Below are 18,584 nucleotides of genomic sequence, written 5' to 3' on the forward strand. Positions count from 1 at the left end.
TGTGATGAATCTCATCACAGGGTCTTTTTTTATTAAATGAATAATAAGGGATGTGTAGTATAATTAATAAGAAATACTTTGGAGGGTATAATTTTGTTAAACGGGAAGCAAATTGTCTTATTTGTATCTGGTAGCGTTGCTGCTTATAAGGCAGTTTATTTATTGAGACTTTTAAAAAAGAATGGTGCTAGTGTCAAAGTTGTAATGACACCGTTTGCCAAACGATTTGTCTCGAAATTAACTTTTCAAGTTTTATCGAAGAATGATGTCTATGATGATCAAAGTTATTTTGATGACTCAACAACGATTAATCATATTGGGCTAGCTAAATGGGCCGATTTGGCAATTGTTGCCCCTGCTACCGCTGATTTTATTTCTAAAACAGCAAATGGGATTGCGGATGATTTTGCAAGTACGACTATGTTAGCCATGGAGTGCCCCAAGTATTTTGCGCCAGCAATGAATGATGTCATGCTAAAAAATCCAGCTACCCAAAGAAATCTTCAAAGATTAAAAGATGATGGTATCGAATTTATTGAGCCACAAGTTGGTCCACTAGCCGAAGGATATTCAGCTCTAGGTCGACTTGCTGAACCAGAAGAAATTTATCAGTTTGTGGTTAGTCAATTAAGTGATCATGATGACCAACCTCTTTCTGGGGTTAATATACTAGTAACTGCTGGTGGTACTAGAGAACCAATTGATCCGGTTAGGTACTTATCAAATAATTCATCAGGAAAGATGGGATATGCAATTGCTGAGGTTGCTAAAGAAATGGGGGCTAAAGTGACACTTGTAAGTGCCAACAGTCAGTGCCAGATTCCAGATGGTGTGAAAGTTATCAAAGTTAGTTCTGCTGATCAACTGGAGCACCAGGTACAACGCTTATTTTCAGATAATCAGGTTTTGATTATGGCTGCTGCAGTTAGTGATTTTAAACCTGCTCATGCGGAAAAACAAAAAATCAAGAAGGATCAAGACCATGATTCTTTAGATCTCCATCTAATTAAGAACGATGATATTGTTGCAAAAGTGGCACAACAGAAGAACCCTAATCAGGTGGTGGTCGGTTTTGCGGCCGAGACCAATGATCCTCTTAAAAATGCTAAGCAAAAGTTGATGAAAAAGAAATTAGACCTAGTGGTATTAAATGATGTTTCCAATTCATTAATTGGTTTTAATAGTGATGATAATCAGGTTTCAATCATCTCAAAGGATGGTTTGGTCAAAAAGACAGAAGTTGAGTCTAAATTAAAAGTTGCTAGTGAAGTGTTAAATGTCGTTGTTGACCTTTTATAGCTAATCTGTAATATGCAAGAATGGAAAGAAGGGGTAATTTGAAAATTGCAAAAGTGATTGTTGATGTTCCGACCATGCAAACAAATGTACCCTATTCATACTTAATTCCTACTGGATTAGAAGATCAACTGAAACGAGGCATGAGGGTCATTGTTCCATTTGGGAATGGAAACAGAAAAGTTGAAGGTTTTGTCGTTGATATTACAGATGAGAAACCGGACCAGCTTAAGCAACTCAAAAAGATTGATAGTACCATGGATTTGAGCCCAGTGTTGAACGACGAAATGATTGAACTTTCTAAGTGGTTGGCTGATACAACTTATTCTTTTCGAATTAGTTGTCTTTTGACCATGCTTCCTAATGCGATGAAGGCAAGATATACAACCTATGTAAAAGCAACTGGAAATCTTGCCGATCAAGAGCTTAATGATAAGTTTAAGGACCAGAGTATGGTTCCGTTTGACAAGGAGCATTTTAATAGTACTGAGATGGGGAAACTTGCTAAGTTACGTAAGAACAATAAAATCCAAGTGATTTACAAAGTTCAAAATGATGCCAAAAAGAAAACGGAAACGGCCATTTTAAATCAATTAAGTGATTTTGGTCAGGCAAAAAAACAACTTCGTAAGAATGCCACTTCTCAATTAAAATTACTTTCTGTATTAGAGCACCATACTGATCAACCAATTATTCAGACCCATCTCGTTAATGATCTTAAAATATCTAATTCGGCGATTAATAGTTTTGAAAAGAAGAATTGGATAAAAAAAGTTCAGGTTGAGAAGTATCGTGATCCGTACAAACATGATATTACAATTGATCAACCAAAAAAGTTAACCGTTGATCAAGCACATGCCGTTCGTGAAATTGATCGTTCCATTGAAGCCCATCGAAATGAAACCTATCTACTTGAAGGAGTAACTGGATCAGGTAAGACTGAGGTTTATCTTCAATCCATCCAAAAGGCTCTGGATTTAGGTGAGACGGCGTTGATGTTAGTTCCAGAGATTTCTTTAACCCCCCAGATGGTTAATCGAGTTAAAAATCGGTTTGGTAATCAAGTTGCTGTAATTCATAGTGGTTTGTCAACTGGGGAAAAGTATGATGAGTGGCGTAGAATTAATAATGGAAAGGCAAAGGTAGTAGTAGGGGCAAGATCAGCAGTTTTTGCTCCTCTTTCTGATATTGGGATTATTATTCTTGATGAGGAACACGATACAAGTTACAAGCAGGATGATAATCCGCGTTATCACACGCGGGATGTTGCCATTTGGCGTGGCAATTATCATCATTGCCCAGTCGTACTTGGGAGTGCAACACCTTCGCTTGAGTCAAGGGCTCGTGCCGGAAAGGGAGTTTATAGATTTTTACGCCTTCCCGATCGCATTAATCAAAGGCGTTTACCAGAAGTTTCAGTTGTTGACATGACCAGAGAGGAAGAGACTCATGATGGAATCTTTTCGCACCAATTACTTAGTGCGATTAAGCAAACAATTGAAAAGCACGAACAAGTAGTGTTAATGCTTAATCGTCGGGGATTCTCGTCTTTTCTGATGTGTCGAGATTGTGGCTATGTTTTAAAGTGTCCCAACTGTGATATTTCTTTGACGCTTCACATGGATTCTCATACGATGAAGTGTCACTACTGCGGATTTGAGGAACCAATTCCTAAGTATTGTCCCAACTGTCACAGTAAAAATATTCGTTACTTTGGTACTGGAACTGAAAGGGTAGAGCGACAATTACATGAACTCATTTCAAAAGCGCGAGTAATCAGAATGGATGTCGATACAACCCGGAAAAAGGGTTCTCATGAGAAGTTACTTCGTGAATTTGGTGAACATCATGCTGATGTTTTACTAGGAACGCAGATGATTGCTAAGGGACTGGATTTTCCGAATGTAACTTTGGTGGGGGTATTAAATGCTGATACTGGATTGGATTTACCTGATTTTCGTTCTAGTGAACGAACGTTTGATTTATTAACTCAAGTTTCCGGACGAGCTGGACGAGCTGATAAGGATGGAGAAGTCATTATTCAGACCTATAATCCAGATAATTATGTGATTCAATTGGCTAAAGACCAGGATTATGAAGCATTTTATCAAAAAGAAATGCATTTAAGACATTTAGCTGATTATTCTCCATACTTCTTTACCATTAAAGTTTCAATTAGTTCACTAAATGAGAGGCAGGCGGCTAATGAATCTTATGAGGTTGCTAATTATCTTAAAAAGTCGCTTGATCAAACTACCATTATTTTGGGGCCAACCCCTAGGCCGATTGCTCGAATGAAAAAACGTTATTATTTCCAAATCATTATTAAGTACAAACGTGACTTAAAGCTCAATGAAAGCTTAAAGCATATTTTACAAATATCACAAAAAGAAGTTAGAAAGGGTTTACGGATCGGGATTGATCCAGAACCAGTCAGTTTTATGTAGGTGAATTATTATGAAATCAATTGTATTTATGGGAACGCCTGAATTTAGTGTTCCAATCCTAAAAGCTTTAAATCAGAACTACAAAGTGTTGGCAGTGGTAACCCAGCCAGATCGACCGGTTGGGCGAAAACATCAAATTGAAGAATCACCGGTTAAGAAAGCTAGTCAAGATTTGGGGTTACCGGTACTACAACCGCAAAAATTAGGTGGAAGTCCCGAAATGGAAGAAATTATTCAAATGAAGCCAGATTTTATTATAACTGCTGCATTTGGCCAATTTTTGCCGACTAAATTGCTTGAAGCAGCGCAAATTGCGGATATCAATGTTCATGGATCTTTACTGCCGAAATATCGTGGTGGGGCTCCGGTTCAATATGCCATTATGAACGGAGATAAAGAAACCGGAATTTCGATCATGTACATGGTCAAAAAGATGGATGCTGGTGATGTTTTAGCTCAACAACCTGTTAAGATTGAAAACACCGACGATACTGATAGTATGTTTAAAAAGTTGAGTTTAGTGGGACGTGACCTTCTCTTAAAGACTTTAAAAGAAGTTATTAATGGAACTGCACATTCCCAAAAACAGGATGAAGAGCAAGTTGTGTTTTCGCCAAACATTAAGCGAGAACAAGAAGAGTTAGATTTTTCTCAACCTGCTAGTTTGGTTGATGCAAAAGTCAGAGCGTTAAGACCCGATCCGACCGCATTTGCAATGGTAAATGGGAAACCAAATAAGATTTGGAAAACAACGGTTATTGATGAGCAGACTGATTTAGATCCTGGTCAGGTGGTTAGTAAAGATAAACACCATTTAAAAATTGCTGCTGGGAACGGAACGGTTTTGGGAATTGAAGAAATTCAACCGTCTGGGAAGTCAAAAAAATCAATTACCGAATATTTGAACGGCAACCAGAAATTAGAAATTGGAGATCAATTTATTGACAGAAAATAACTCAAGTAATCCACGATACTTAGCCGTAAGAACACTAGAGCGTGTTCATGGCGGTGCATATTCTAATCTTCAAATCAACAATGTGATCGATTCTAGCACGATGAGTCCCAAAGATATTTCTCTGTATACTAATATCGTTTATGGTGTGATTCAGCACCGGTTAACGTTAGCTTATTATGTTGACCATTTAGTAAAAAGATCTGACAAACTTGATGGTTGGGTCAAAGAATTACTGTATACGGCAATTTATCAAATGCAGTATTTAGACAAAATACCAGATCGTGCGATTTTTGATGAATCAATTAAGATTGCCAAAAAGCGTGGGCATGATGGTATTAGACGACTTGTTACCGGAGTCCTTCACTACATCCAACGAAATGGATTGCCTCCAATTGATAAAATTAAAGACACTGCCACTTACGACTCAATCTTTTATAGTGTTCCGCTGTGGATTGTAAAGCAACTTAATGAGCAACTTGGTATGGATAAGACGGTTGATATACTTAAAAGTATTAATCAGCCAGCTAAGCAATCAGTCCGGGTGAACCATCGTAAGATTTCTGATGATGACTTAAAGAAGAAATTTTTCCAAGAGGGATATGAGGTTAAGAGTAGTGAAGTAGCTGATCATGCGCTTATCTTATCCGGTAAAAGTGCTAGTGGTAGTCCTCTGTTTAAAGAGGGTTTGTTTACGATTCAGGACGAAAGTGCCATGTTGCCAGTTCAATCCATGGACATTAGAAATGATGACTATGTACTAGATGCTTGTGCGGCTCCTGGTGGTAAAACCACGCAAATTGCTGAATATTTGACTACTGGTAAGGTTGAAGCTTTAGATCTGCACCTCAAAAAATTAACCAAAATTGAGCAAAATGCAGCCCGAATGGGTGTGAAAGATAATATTGAAGTTCATGCCATTGACGCTCGTAATGTTTCTGAATTATTTGGTGAAAGTACTTTTGATAAAATCCTGGTTGATGCTCCCTGTTCGGGACTTGGATTGATGAGGCGTAAACCAGAGATTAGATACGATAAGACACTTGATGACGTTTTACATCTTGTAAAGATTCAAACTGAAATTTTGAATGCTGTGGCACCAACACTCAAAGTGGGCGGACAGTTGGTATTTAGTACATGTACCATCATGAATCAAGAAAATAGTGAGAATGTCGGCAGGTTTTTAGATCAGCACCAAAACTTTAAACCGGTTTGGGTTAAGACAAGAAAAGACCTAAAGCCAAATCGTGATACAGATGCTTTAAAAATTTATCCAGACGACTATGATTCTGATGGCTTCTTTATCGCGGGCTTTCAGAGGATTCAATAGGAGATTAATGTGAGAAAAGGCAAGATTTATCAATCTTTGAGTGGGTTCTATGACGTTGAGTCCGATGAAAAAATGTACCGGACGAGAGCACGAGGGAACTTTAGAAAAAGAAATATTAAACCCATCGTTGGCGACCTGGTTGAGTTTGATGAAACTAATGTGAACGAGGGATACATTTTAAGGGTTTTACCACGGTTTAATCAATTAGTTAGACCACCAGTTGCTAATACTGATCAAGCAATTGTAGTTAATTCAGCCATTGAACCTGCTTTTTCTTTCTCACTATTAGATAAGCAACTTGTGGCCCTCGAAAAGCAGAAGATTATCCCAATTATTTATCTTAGTAAGACTGACTTGTTAACGTCAAAAGTGCAGGTTGATTTTTTTAAAACGGTTGCGGCTGATTATAGGAAAATTGGTTATGAAGCTGTGTTGCCTGATAAAAAAGATGATGTAAATGCAGTGAGCGATGTTTCGAAGTTACTTCCTCACAAACAATCAATCGTAATGGGTCAGACTGGGTCAGGAAAATCAACACTGCTTAACGAAATTGACCCTAAGTTAAAGCTTAAAACTGGAGTCGTATCTAAGTCTTTAAGTCGAGGGAAGCATACCACTAGGAAGGTGTCTTTACTAACGGTAAATGGCGGCTTGATTGCTGACACACCAGGCTTCTCTTCTTTTGATACTTTGGAAATTAAGTCAAATGAATTAAAAAATTATTTTCCGGAATTTGTACGTGCTTCACCCAACTGTAAGTTTCGTGAATGTCTGCATGTTAATGAACCTGGTTGTGCCGTGAAAGCTGGGGTTGAAAGTGGTACAATTCTATCGAGCAGGTATGATGATTATCTGCAAGAATATCATTTATTAAAAGCACAAAAGCCAATTTATAATAAGAAAAGAGGAAATTAAACATGATTAAAGTTGCTCCTTCAATTTTAAGTGCGGATTACGTAAACCTACAAAAAGACATTGAAAAGGTCGATAAGGGTGGTGCGGAATTACTACATATCGATGTTATGGATGGGATGTTTGTTCCAGCGATTGCCTATGGTCCAGGCTGGGTCAAAGAGATTCGCCCCATTACTGGATTAACACTTGACTGTCATTTAATGATTGAGAATCCTGAAAGATATATTGATACTTTTGCTGATGCTAACGCAGATATTATTGGGGTTCATGTTGAATCAACTCCCCATATTCATCGTGCTCTTCAAATGATTAAAGATAAAAACGTTAAAGCTGAAGTGGTAATTAATCCGGGAACCCCAGTGGAGATGATTAAGCCAGTCTTGTACATGGTTGATCAAGTTCTTGTGATGACTGTTAATCCCGGATTTGGTGGTCAAAAGTTTATTCCTGAAACGATTAGTAAGGTTAGAGAATTAAATAAATTACGTGAAGAAAATGATTCATATTCCTATGACATTGAAATTGATGGTGGAGTTAACAATAAGACGGTGGTTGACGCCTATAAAGCTGGTGCAAACGTCGCTGTAGCTGGCTCATATGTTTTTGATGCAGAAGATCCTGCTGCTCGTATTCAGGCTCTTAAGAACGCTACTAATTTTTAGTTATGAATAAGGTAAATGTCGTTGTTGGGGGACCAATTGAGTTATGGCCATCTAACTTAAAGACTAAAAAAATAAAGGGTCCCTTCATTGGGGTTGATCGAGGAAGTTTACGACTAATCAAATTGGGCATTATTCCTGAATACGCTGTTGGTGACTTCGATTCGGTTTCAGATTCGGAATTTAAAATAATATTACAAAAAGCCAAGCACGTTATTCGGGTTGATCCGGTAAAGGATGAGACTGATACTGAATTGGGTATCAGGACCGCTGGCAAGTATTTTCCTAAGAATGAGATCGATATTTATGGCTTTTCAGGCGGGCGTCTTGATCACTTGCTGACCAATTTTTTGATGGTCTTAAAGCCAAATATTAAACCCTATCTTTCAAGGCTGAGACTCATTGATAGTCAAAATGTAATCCGATACTTTCTAAGTGGGTCGTATCATATTAAGAAAATCACTGGAATGAAATATTTAGACTTTTGTCCGCTGTTACCAATGCATTTAACGCTCAATGATGAAAGATATCAATTAAATCATCATTGGGTGGGGTATCCAACTTCTTATTCAAGTAATGAATTTATTGGAGATAGTGCTTCGTTTGTTTTTGATGAAGGAGTATTGATGGTGATTCAAAGCCGAGACTAAAAAACAGTACAACCATTCAATGGTTGTACTGTTTTTTAATTAATTAATTAAAATAATAATGATTATACTCTGGTAATCTTACCAGATTTTAAAGTTCTGGCACTAACCCAAACACGTTTGGGCTTACCATCAACTAAGATGCGTACCTTTTGTAGGTTTGGCTTCCAACTTCTTCTTGATGAGTTTAAAGCGTGAGAACGACGATTGCCGAAATGAGTTCTCTTACCATTAATTTGATCCTTAGCCATAATATCCCTCCTTACTTTGGAATTCTTTTATATTCAATAGTTCACCTAAATAACTTACCATAATACCGTCATAAATGCAAAGTTTCTTTCAAGTAAATGTCCTTGACACCATGATTCATATTTTTGTTTTATAATGGGGTGTGGTAACATTAGATATCGTTATGAGCTCGAAAGGATAAGGGGGATGCAAACGATGGCTGTAAAGTTAAACACTCAATATGGATCAATTGATATTGATAATGATGTAATTGCTACAGTAGTCGGCGGTGCCGCAACTGATAATTATGGAGTTGTTGGCATGGCTAGCAAAAACCAATTTAAAGATAATATGAATGAAATTCTTCGAAAGGATAGTTACTCAAAAGGAGTAGTTGTCAGAGAAGTTAACAAGAAAGTTCAAGTTGACGTCAACGTCATTGTGAGTTATGGAACCAAGATCTCTGAAGTTTCTCGTAATGTTCAGTCAAAAGTTAAATATAATTTGGAATCGATGTTAGGGATTAATTCGGATTCAGTAAACGTAATTGTTCAGGGTGTTAAGGTTATTAACGACTAGTGGTTTGAGTATAAGGAGGATTTGATAATAGTGTCATTAACTAAGATTACTACTAAAGAGTTCGACCAAATGGTTCAAGCCGCCGCGGTCGTTCTTAATAATAATACGGATTTTATTAATTCGTTAAATGTTTTCCCAGTTCCAGACGGAGACACTGGAACGAACATGAGTTTGTCATTATCAAGTGGGGAAAGTTACGTCGATAAATCAAATGATGATACGATTGGCGGTAAAGCTTCTGCACTTGCTAAGGGGCTATTAATGGGAGCTCGAGGTAACTCTGGTGTCATTATGTCTCAGATTTTCCGTGGTTTTGCAAAAAACGTTGAAGGTAAAAAGGATCTTGATGCTCAAGAATTTGCAGATGCTATTATCGCTGGAGCTAAGACTGCTTATAGTTCGGTCATGAAGCCCACTGAAGGGACCATCTTGACGGTAGTTAGACTAGCTGCTAAAGCTGGTGAAAATACTGCTTCAGATACTGATGATGTTATAAAGGTAATGGACTCAATTCTTGATGCTTCTGAGAAAGCTCTTAAAAAAACTCCAGATCTTCTCCCAGTATTAAAGCAAGTGGGAGTGGTGGATTCTGGTGGACAAGGATTGGTATTTGTTTTTCAAGCTTTTGATGATGTTTTAAATGGTCGAAAGATTGAAGACAAAGGTGAACATCAACCTAATTCTGAAGAAATGAACGAAATGATTGATGTTGAGCATCATAAGAGTGCTCAAGGTAAATTAAACCCAGCAGACATTGTTTATGGGTATTGTACCCAAATTATGGTGCGAATTGGGAAGGGAAAGCAGGTTACCCAGAAATTCGACTACGATACTTTTTATAACTATCTGGCGAAATTAGGGGACTCGCTTTTGGTTATTAATGATGATGAAGTGGTTCGCGTTCACGTTCACACGGAGCATCCTGGCAAGGTCTTGTCGTGGGGACAACAATTTGGTGACTTAGCAACCGTTAAAGTTGATAACATGCGACTGCAACAAGAATCAATCATGGAAAGCGATGAAAAAGCTCAAAAGACCGATGATTTAAAGGAAGAAAAAGAGCATAAAAAGCCGCGTGACTTAGCAATTATTGCGGTGGTTGCGGGAGCAGGTTTAGAGAAGCTCTTTAAGAGCTTAGGAGTAACTAACATCATTAGTGGTGGACAAACGATGAACCCTAGTACGCAAGATATTGTTGACGCTGTTAATAACAGTAATGCTAAAAAAGCGATCGTTCTCCCTAACAATAAGAATATTTTCCTATCGGCAGAGCAAGCCCAGGGAATCACAGACATTCCGATGGAAGTTGTCCACACCAAGACAATCCCACAAGGATTAACCGCGATGTTCTCATTTGATCCTGATAATACTTTTAAAGAAAACCAAACCCAGATGGACGACTCTTTAGATACCGTTAAAAGTGGCCAAGTGACGACTGCTGTTCGTGATACAAAGATTAATGGAATGGACATTAAAAAGGGTAGTTACATGGGAATTATTGATGGAGACATTCAGGTCCTTGGTTCTTCTTTAGATGATGCAGCTATTAAGATGCTGAAAAAAATGTTAGATGATGATAGCGAAAACGTTACGATTATTTTTGGAAAAGACGCTGATCAGGATGATGCTGATAAAGTTTCGAATGCTGCCTTATCAGTGGACGATGAATTAGAAGTTGAGACTCATGAGGGGGATCAACCAGTTTATCCGTTGATTATTTCCGTTGAATAGGTAATATTATATAGATAGATACTTAATAAGACTGCTAGTCCTTGTGGATTAACAGTCTTTTTAGGAGGTGAATTTGATGAGTGGGTTAGATGACCATGTGGAAACGCTTAGAGGAGTCGGTCCCAAAAAAGTTGAAGCTCTAAATGATTTGGGGATTGTGACCATTTATGATTTACTGACATACTTTCCATTTCGTTATGAAGATTTTCGAACTAAAGATCTTTCTGAAATTTCTGATCAGCAGGTGGTCACTCTGAAGGGTAAGGTTGCTATCAATCCAACGGTTAATTTTTTTGGAAGACGTAGAAGTCGTTTAACTATTAAGTTACTAGTTGGTAATGATGTGATTCCGGTGTCCTTTTTTAATCAGCCGTGGCTAAAGAAACAGGTTGAAGCCGGGGATGAAATTTTGATTTACGGAAAGTTTGATGCAAATAAAAAATCGATGGCCGGAATTAAAATTTTGAAAGCTGGTGATGGCGAAAAATTTGGTTCAATTTATCCCGCTAACCATAAGATTACCCAGAATACCATTCGCCAATTGGTAACCGAAGCCTATGATCAGTACCAAGGTCAAATTGAAGATTTCATCCCCAATTGGGTTTTAAAAAAGTATAAATTAGAAAATTTAAAAAATGTCATTTTTAACATGCACTTTCCAAAAAATCAAAGAGCAGCAGCACTCGCACGTAGAACCGCAAAGTTTGATGAATTTTTCTTGTTTCAAATGCGAATGCAAACTTTAAAACATCAGAAAAATCAGGCCCCTAATTCTGCGATAACCATTAATCGTGCTAAATTACAGACGTTTGTGAGTTCTCTTCCGTACGAATTGACCCTGGCACAAAAAAAGGTTATTTCAGAAATTTTATCTGATCTAAAGCGTCCATATCAGATGAATCGGCTTTTACAGGGAGATGTTGGGAGCGGAAAAACGGTTGTAGCGGCTATCGCAATTTATGCTGCGGTTCTTTCTGGGAAACAAGCCGTAATAATGGCTCCCACTGAAATTTTAGCCGAACAACATGCTGACGGACTTGCTGAGCTTTTTAAGGATACTAGTGTTAGTATTGGACTACTGACTGGTGATACTTCTAGAGCGGCTCGAAATGAACTTTTACCCCGTATTGAAAGTGGCGAGATTAACTTGGTGGTGGGTACTCATGCATTGTTTCAAAAAGAGGTTAAATACCATAATTTAGGATTAGCTGTCATTGATGAGCAGCATCGGTTTGGAGTTAATCAAAGAAAGGCCATGCGAGAAAAGGGTAAATCAACGAACGTGTTATCGATGACCGCTACGCCTATTCCACGAACTCTATCGATCACAGCGTATGGTGAAATGGATGTCTCGGTAATTGATGAGTTGCCAGGTGGTAGAAAACCAATTAAAACGGCTTGGATTAAGAATCAACAGATTGATGCAATGCTTAATTTTGTCAAAAAGCGCTTAAATCATGGAGAACAAGTTTACGTGGTAGTCCCCCTTATCGGTGAATCTGAAGCAGTGGATATGAGAAACGTGACTGATACATACCAAAACTTTCAGCAAGAACTTGGTGATAAATGCACGGTTGGCTTACTCCATGGTCAAATGAGTGATGAAGACAAAAATAAAGTAATGGATGCTTTTAAGACTAATAAGGTACAAGTTCTAGTTTCTACAACCGTAATTGAAGTCGGAGTTGATGTTTCCAACGCAAGTACCATTGTGATTTATGATGCTGACCATTTTGGGTTGGCTCAACTACATCAACTTCGGGGTCGTGTGGGGCGAGGGGACCAGCAAGCTTATTGTATTTTAATTGCTGATCCTAAAAATGAAACTGGTAGAAAACGAATGAATGTGATGTGTTCATCAACTGATGGTTTCTTTATTTCACAAAAAGATTTAGAATTAAGAGGTCCTGGGGACATTCTCGGTAAAAATCAGTCTGGAATGCCAACCTTTAAAGTTGGAGATCCAGTTGCTGACATTAATATTTTGAGCACAGCGCAGACCGTTGCAAAAGAAATTGTTGATGATGTTAACTGGGAACAGGAACCGCAAAATCGAAAGTTAGTAAAAAGACTTAAATCTTTAAATCAAGATGTTAAGTTTGATTAAGGAGCTTTGCCTATAATGATAAAAATTGCTGTTGATGCAATGGGTGGCGATAATGCACCTGATGAAATTGTCAGAGGGATTGAGCTTGCTCGTGATGAAATGGATCACGTGGAGTTTCAACTCTTTGGTGATTCTGATAAAATCAATTCGTTGTTAAATAACAAAGAAAATATCAAAGTGATTCAATCAGATGAAGTTATTAAAATGGAAGATGAACCCGTTAAAGCAGTAAAAGAAAAAAAGGGATCAAGTCTGGTAATGGCTGCTCGAGCTGTTAAAGATGGAACAGCTGATGCATTTTATTCCTGTGGAAATACTGGTGCCATTCTAGTTGCTGGTTTATTGATAATCGGTAGAATCAAAGGAATTGATCGTCCGGGACTGGTTACTACTTTACCAGTAATTGATAACGATACTGGTTTCACGTTAATTGATTGTGGAGCAAATGCTGATGCTAAGGTTGTTAACGTTTATCAGTATGCACTACTAGGTAAGTATTATGCTGAAAGAGTCTTAAAGATTAAAAATCCACGGGTTGGGTTGATTAATAATGGCACCGAGTCTGACAAAGGAAATAAGATTCATCAAAAAATGTATCGTGCTTTAAGAAAAAATGATGACATTAATTTTATTGGTAACATCGAATCACGAGGGTTGCTGGATGGAGTTACCGATGTAGCGGTAACCGATGGCTTTACCGGTAATGCGGTTTTAAAGAGTATTGAAGGAACTGCATTGTCAATGATTAATATGTTGAAAGACGGCATTATAAATGGTGGAGTGAAGTCCAAAGTGGGTGCTTTATTACTCAAGGATACTTTAAGAAAGATTGCCCACAAGATGGATTACACTAAGTACGGGGGTGCCGTTCTGCTTGGATTAAAGGCCCCAGTGGTGAAGAGCCACGGTAGCAGTAAGGCTAAGACAATTAGAAATACGATACTTCAAATTCAGCAAATTATTAATTCTAATTTTGTTGATTCAGTGAAAGATTATTTTTCTAATCATACTGATGAAATGGATAGTATTAAAAATAGTGAGCAGTAGGAGGGATCACTGATGGATAGAGAAACAGTATTTAAAAAAGTAGCAGAAATCACCTCAAGTCGTTTTAAGGTTCCGGTTGATAAGGTAACGAATGACTTAAACTTTACTAATGATTTAGGCGCTGATTTTATTGATATGGCGGGATTTATCGTTGAATTAGAGGATGAGTTTGGCGATGTTTTCACCAGTGAAAATACTGAGAATATCAGTGATGTCGGCGATCTAGTGAATGTAATTATGCGAGATATTGATCCAAAAACGAAAAAACACATTGCAAAGAAATAGATGATTCGTTGTTATGACGGGTCATTTTTTATTATGCAATTATCGTAATTTAGGCATTAATGATATAATTAAAAGAAAAAATGTTACCTTTGGAGGAAATAGAATTGCAAAAGCAGTTTGATGACTTGTTAAAAGACAAGTTTAATATTAAGTTTAACGATGAAGCACTTTTAGATGAAGCAATGACCCAAGCATCATACGTGAACGAGCATCCCGGTCAAGGATTAAAATTTTATGAACGTCTGGAGTTTTTAGGGGATGCTGTCTATCAATTAGTGGTTTCAGACTACATCTTTAGACGTTTTCCTGAATTACCACAAGGTCGACTGACTAGATTAAGGGCTGCGATGGTTAATGAGCATAGCTTTAGTCGTTTCGCCCGTGAATGTCATTTTGACAAGTATATCCGACTCGGCAAAGGTGAAGAAAAGGCGAATGCCAGACAACGTGACTCACTTTTATGTGATATTTTTGAATCATTTATTGGAGCGGTGTATCTCGATCAAGGAATAGAAACGGTGAGGAATTTTTGTCAGATTGTGATTTTCCCTAAGCTTGATGAGGGTTGGTTTGACGAATTCTTTGATCATAAAACTGAATTACAGGAAGTTGTTCAAGAAAATGGCCCAGTCGATTTAGACTATGAACTAGTTAGTGAAGATGGTCCTGATAATGACCGTAAATTTAAAGTTGCGGTAAAAATTAACGGCAAAGAAATGGGAGTCGGGTTAGGACATTCCAAGAAAGATGCAGAACAGAAAGCGGCAAAGAAAGCACTCAATGAACTGGGAGTAAGCACAAGTATTAAGTAAATGAGGCATTAAGGTGAAGTTAAAATCAATTGAGATTGCAGGATTTAAATCTTTTGCAGATAAAACCACAATTGACTTTCAGGATGGGCTTACTGGAATTGTTGGTCCAAATGGTAGCGGAAAAAGTAATGTCATCGAGGCAATTCGTTGGGTTTTAGGTGAGCAGTCGGCCAAAACTTTACGTGGTAAAAAAATGTTAGACGTCATTTTCTCTGGGTCCAAGGGGCGCAGAGCTCTTAGTCGTGCAGAAGTTAGCATTTATTTTGATAATTCTGATCATTTTTTGGATTCTGATTATACCGAAATTAAAATCACACGTAAAGTTTATCGAAATGGTGATAGTTCTTATTCAATCAATGATAAAGATTGTCGTTTGAAGGATATTAATAATCTTTTTATGGATACTGGATTAGGTGAAGGTTCCCTTTCAATTATTTCGCAAGGGAATGTTGACGAAATTCTTAATGATGATGCTGAAAAAAGGCGATCAATTATTGAGACAGCTGCTGGAGTTTATCGATATAAAAAACAAAAGGTGGAAACTGAACAAAAGTTAGCTGATACTCAAGGAAATTTGGATCGAATCTCAGATATTATTAACGAGTTGGACAAACAAATTGGGCCTCTAAAGGAGCAAAGTGATGCTGCTTCGCTCTATTTAAATAAGAAAAAGTATCTTGATCAATTGAAGTATTCTAGATTAGTGATTAAGATTAAAAATCATGAAAACGTGAAAATGAATCTGGAAAAGGAGCTCAAAAAGCAAAATACTACTTTTACTAATCTAAAAATACAAGTTAAGGAAGTTAAAGAACGCAAACAAGGGTTAACGAGCAAGATTAAAAGTTTAACCCAGAAGCGTGAACAGCTTCAAAATCAACTTTTAAGCGACACTAAATCACTCGAATCAGCTCATAGTGATCAGCAGTTGTCTGAGCAACGACGTGAATTTAATCAACAAAAGATTAACGACTTAGAAAGTAAAGTAAGTGATTTAAAAGAGCAACTGGGAAACGTTAAAAACAATATTACTGATAATCAAAGCCAAATTAGTAAAAAGCAGGCTCTCATTTCCAACTATTCTCATAAGATGAAGCAGCTTGAAACGGCTCCTATTCAACAAAATTTATTGGAAAAGCAAACAGAACTTGAAAATATAAGAAATGATTACATAGATTTGATGCAGTCATTAGCCAGTGCCAAGAATAATTTAAAGTTAATGCAAAAATTATCCAAGCGTAGTGATAGTGAGGTAAAAGAGAAGTACCAGCGGATTAATGCGATTGAAGATCAAAGCAACCTTTTAAAGCAAGAAATCACTTCAGAAGAGACCGAATTATCGAAACTTCAAAACAACCAGAAACAAATGGTGGATGAATTAAAGCAAGTTGATAAGAAGTTGTCAGATTCAAGAGACAAAGAAAAAGAATTAAAGGCAAGCTGGTATGCTGCATTACGTGTTTTTCAGGAGACTAAAACGGAACGAGATAGTATTAAGTCAATCTTGGAAAATCATAATTCGCTTTATCGCGGGACGCGAAACTTATTAAAAAGCAAAGCGAATTTAACTGGTATTAAAGGAACAGTAAGTGATTTTATTGAAGTTCCTGATCGTTATGTTCTAGCCATTGAAACAGCACTGGGAAGTCAGATTCAGCAGGTTATCACCGAGAACGTTAAAGACGCTAGAGAAGCAATTCACTATTTAAGCGAGAAGAAACTGGGAAGAGTTACGTTCTTGCCTATGAATGCCGTTAATGAACGTTATTTATCCTCTAATGTGTTAAATGAGGTAAAGTCGATTTCTGGCTTTGTTGGAATTGCTTCGGACCTGGTCAAAATGCCATCGAATATGACACGGATTAAGAATCACCTGCTGGGTGGTACGATGACTGCGGTTGATTTAAAAAGTGCTACAAAGATCAGTAAGACAATTGGTCATAAGGCTAAAGTGGTAACTTTAGATGGGGATGTCGTTAATGCTGGAGGTGCAATCACCGGTGGATCGAATCGCAACCAGTCCTCTGGCTTACTAAGTCAAAAAGAAAAATTGGTCCACTTAAATCAGCAAGTTGAAGAAATGAGCCAGAAGATGAATGCTGGTGAGGAGACTATCAAAAAATTCCAATATCAGCACACAATAAAGCAGAATAAGCACGATGAACTTCGTCAAAAATTAAATGAATTAAAAGGAGAGATTCAAGCTAAACAAAAAAGCATTAGTATGAATCAAAGTAGTTTAAAGGAGTCTCAAAGAAATGCTGATGCAATTCGATTACAATTAAAAAACACAACTAGTGATGATGGTGTAAATGAGATTGATCTTTCTCATAAGATTAATGATTTAAAAATGCAAATTAAGCAAAATCAGTCTAAGAATACCTCAATCAAAAGTCAGATTGAAAAGATTACTCGGAATGTTAACGAAAATAATATCAAATCATCTGAAATCAAAGAAAAGTTGATTCGCTTAAAGGAACAAAATAGTCAACTCAAGTCCAGTAGGGAAAGTCTTTTAAAACAAAGGTTGAATTTTGAAACTCAATTAAAAAGCTTAGCCAATAGTATAAACGGACTTAAGCAATCAATTAATCAAGAAGTGGTGGCAGTAAAAACTAATATTCCCGAACTAGAACAACAAATCCAAAGTACTAAGCGGGATGTTAACGATCTTAATTCAAAAATTGATAAATTTAACCAAGATGATCAAAAATATGATCAGCAAGTTTCCGATCTTCAGGATCGTTTAATTTCTCAAACAGGAATAGTTCAAAAGCTAGAGTCAAATTTAAAAACAGCTATAGATAACCTTGATTCTGAGCGTTATCAACGTGATAACATGATTAAAGGAACTAGCTCAATGAAGAAGGTGGAACTTGAATTACCCGAAATCGATTCATTGATTAAATCCATCCAATCTGAAATTGACGAGTTGGGTCCGATTAATGTTAATTCAATTGATGCCTATGCAGAAGTGAAAGACCGTTACGAATTTATGAATCATCAACTTGATGATTTAATTGAATCTAAGAGCCAACTGATTGGGATAATGAATGAAATGGATCAAACGGTAAAAGTTAAATTTAGCGAAACTTATGATAAAATTGCAACTGCGTTTAGTCATATTTTTCGCAATATTTTTGGTGGTGGGGAAGCCAAACTAAAAATGGATGACCCACATCATTTACTTACAACCGGGATCGATATCTTGGTAAAACCACCCGGAAAGAAATACCGTAATCTCAATTTACTTTCTGGTGGTGAAAAAGCTCTAACGGCTTTGGCACTGCTTTTTTCGGTTCTTGAGGTAAAACCAGTTCCATTTGTAATATTGGATGAAGCTGAATCTGCTCTTGACCCTGCTAATGTGGATCGTTTTGCGCGGTATATGCAGAGTTTAAAGAATAATACACAATTTATTGTAATTACTCACAGAAAGGAAACGATGGTCTATGCGGATCATCTTTATGGAGTTACAATGCAAGATTCGGGTGTATCTAAGGTTGTTTCGGTCAACTTGGATGAATCTAAAAAGCTAGGAGAATAATT

At 37.2% G+C, this 18,584-nt stretch carries 15 protein-coding genes; 14 read left to right on the forward strand and 1 reads right to left on the reverse strand.

Translation table 11 applies throughout. The features are described from left to right. The first annotated feature begins 93 nt into the window (after positions 1–93). The 7 genes from coaBC to AC6UDF_RS02600 are packed head-to-tail and all read left to right on the forward strand — an operon-like array spanning position 94 to position 8,249. Entirely contained in the window at positions 94–1,299 is a 1,206-nt protein-coding gene (gene coaBC / locus AC6UDF_RS02570; RefSeq protein WP_500693703.1) for a bifunctional phosphopantothenoylcysteine decarboxylase/phosphopantothenate--cysteine ligase CoaBC, read from the forward strand. A gap of 20 nt (positions 1,300–1,319) precedes the next feature. Then, complete coding sequence (priA, locus tag AC6UDF_RS02575; protein ID WP_500693704.1) at positions 1,320–3,743, forward strand: primosomal protein N'; 2,424 nt, start codon at positions 1,320–1,322, stop codon at positions 3,741–3,743. Between the two features lie 10 nt (positions 3,744–3,753). Further along, positions 3,754–4,698, forward strand: coding sequence for a methionyl-tRNA formyltransferase (fmt, locus tag AC6UDF_RS02580; protein ID WP_500693705.1), 945 nt, complete (start codon positions 3,754–3,756; stop codon positions 4,696–4,698). Then, positions 4,685–6,025 (forward strand): 16S rRNA (cytosine(967)-C(5))-methyltransferase RsmB, encoded by a 1,341-nt coding sequence (gene rsmB / locus AC6UDF_RS02585; protein ID WP_500693706.1) that lies wholly within the window; start codon positions 4,685–4,687, stop codon positions 6,023–6,025. The genes fmt and rsmB overlap by 14 nt, the downstream gene beginning before the upstream one ends. Before the next feature lie 9 nt (positions 6,026–6,034). Beyond that, on the forward strand, positions 6,035–6,940 hold the full coding sequence (rsgA, locus tag AC6UDF_RS02590) for a ribosome small subunit-dependent GTPase A (protein WP_500723799.1): 906 nt from the start codon (positions 6,035–6,037) through the stop codon (positions 6,938–6,940). 2 nt (positions 6,941–6,942) lie between these two features. Beyond that, a complete protein-coding gene (gene rpe, locus AC6UDF_RS02595; RefSeq protein ID WP_500693708.1) occupies positions 6,943–7,602 on the forward strand; it encodes a ribulose-phosphate 3-epimerase in 660 nt (219 codons plus the stop codon). 2 nt (positions 7,603–7,604) lie between these two features. Further along, positions 7,605–8,249, forward strand: a complete 645-nt coding sequence (locus tag AC6UDF_RS02600) for a thiamine diphosphokinase (RefSeq protein WP_500693709.1) — start codon at positions 7,605–7,607, stop codon at positions 8,247–8,249. Positions 8,250–8,311: 62 nt separating this feature from the next. Here AC6UDF_RS02600 and rpmB read toward each other — a convergent pair whose 3' ends face one another. Next, entirely contained in the window at positions 8,312–8,497 is a 186-nt protein-coding gene (gene rpmB, locus AC6UDF_RS02605) for a 50S ribosomal protein L28 (protein ID WP_500693710.1), read from the reverse strand. A 193-nt stretch (positions 8,498–8,690) separates the two neighbouring features. Here rpmB and AC6UDF_RS02610 point away from each other — a divergent pair, with 193 nt between their 5' ends. The 7 genes from AC6UDF_RS02610 to smc all read left to right on the forward strand — a co-directional run bounded on the left by AC6UDF_RS02610 (position 8,691) and on the right by smc (position 18,582). Next, a complete protein-coding gene (locus AC6UDF_RS02610; protein ID WP_500693711.1) occupies positions 8,691–9,053 on the forward strand; it encodes an Asp23/Gls24 family envelope stress response protein in 363 nt (120 codons plus the stop codon). Positions 9,054–9,083: 30 nt separating this feature from the next. Beyond that, positions 9,084–10,784, forward strand: a complete 1,701-nt coding sequence (locus AC6UDF_RS02615) for a DAK2 domain-containing protein (RefSeq protein ID WP_500693712.1) — start codon at positions 9,084–9,086, stop codon at positions 10,782–10,784. Positions 10,785–10,860: 76 nt separating this feature from the next. Next, a complete protein-coding gene (gene recG / locus AC6UDF_RS02620; RefSeq protein WP_500723801.1) occupies positions 10,861–12,891 on the forward strand; it encodes an ATP-dependent DNA helicase RecG in 2,031 nt (676 codons plus the stop codon). 15 nt (positions 12,892–12,906) lie between these two features. Then, the gene (plsX, locus tag AC6UDF_RS02625; protein ID WP_500693714.1) at positions 12,907–13,938 is read left to right on the forward strand and encodes a phosphate acyltransferase PlsX; all 1,032 of its coding nucleotides are present in this window, start codon (positions 12,907–12,909) and stop codon (positions 13,936–13,938) included. Positions 13,939–13,950: 12 nt separating this feature from the next. After that, the gene (locus AC6UDF_RS02630) at positions 13,951–14,223 is read left to right on the forward strand and encodes an acyl carrier protein (RefSeq protein WP_500693715.1); all 273 of its coding nucleotides are present in this window, start codon (positions 13,951–13,953) and stop codon (positions 14,221–14,223) included. Positions 14,224–14,303: 80 nt separating this feature from the next. Next, entirely contained in the window at positions 14,304–15,035 is a 732-nt protein-coding gene (gene rnc, locus AC6UDF_RS02635) for a ribonuclease III (protein WP_500693716.1), read from the forward strand. Between the two features lie 13 nt (positions 15,036–15,048). Then, complete coding sequence (gene smc, locus AC6UDF_RS02640) at positions 15,049–18,582, forward strand: chromosome segregation protein SMC (protein WP_500693717.1); 3,534 nt, start codon at positions 15,049–15,051, stop codon at positions 18,580–18,582. The last annotated feature ends 2 nt before the right edge of the window (positions 18,583–18,584 follow it).

The organism is Fructilactobacillus sp. X2R6C1 (assembly GCF_059901295.1).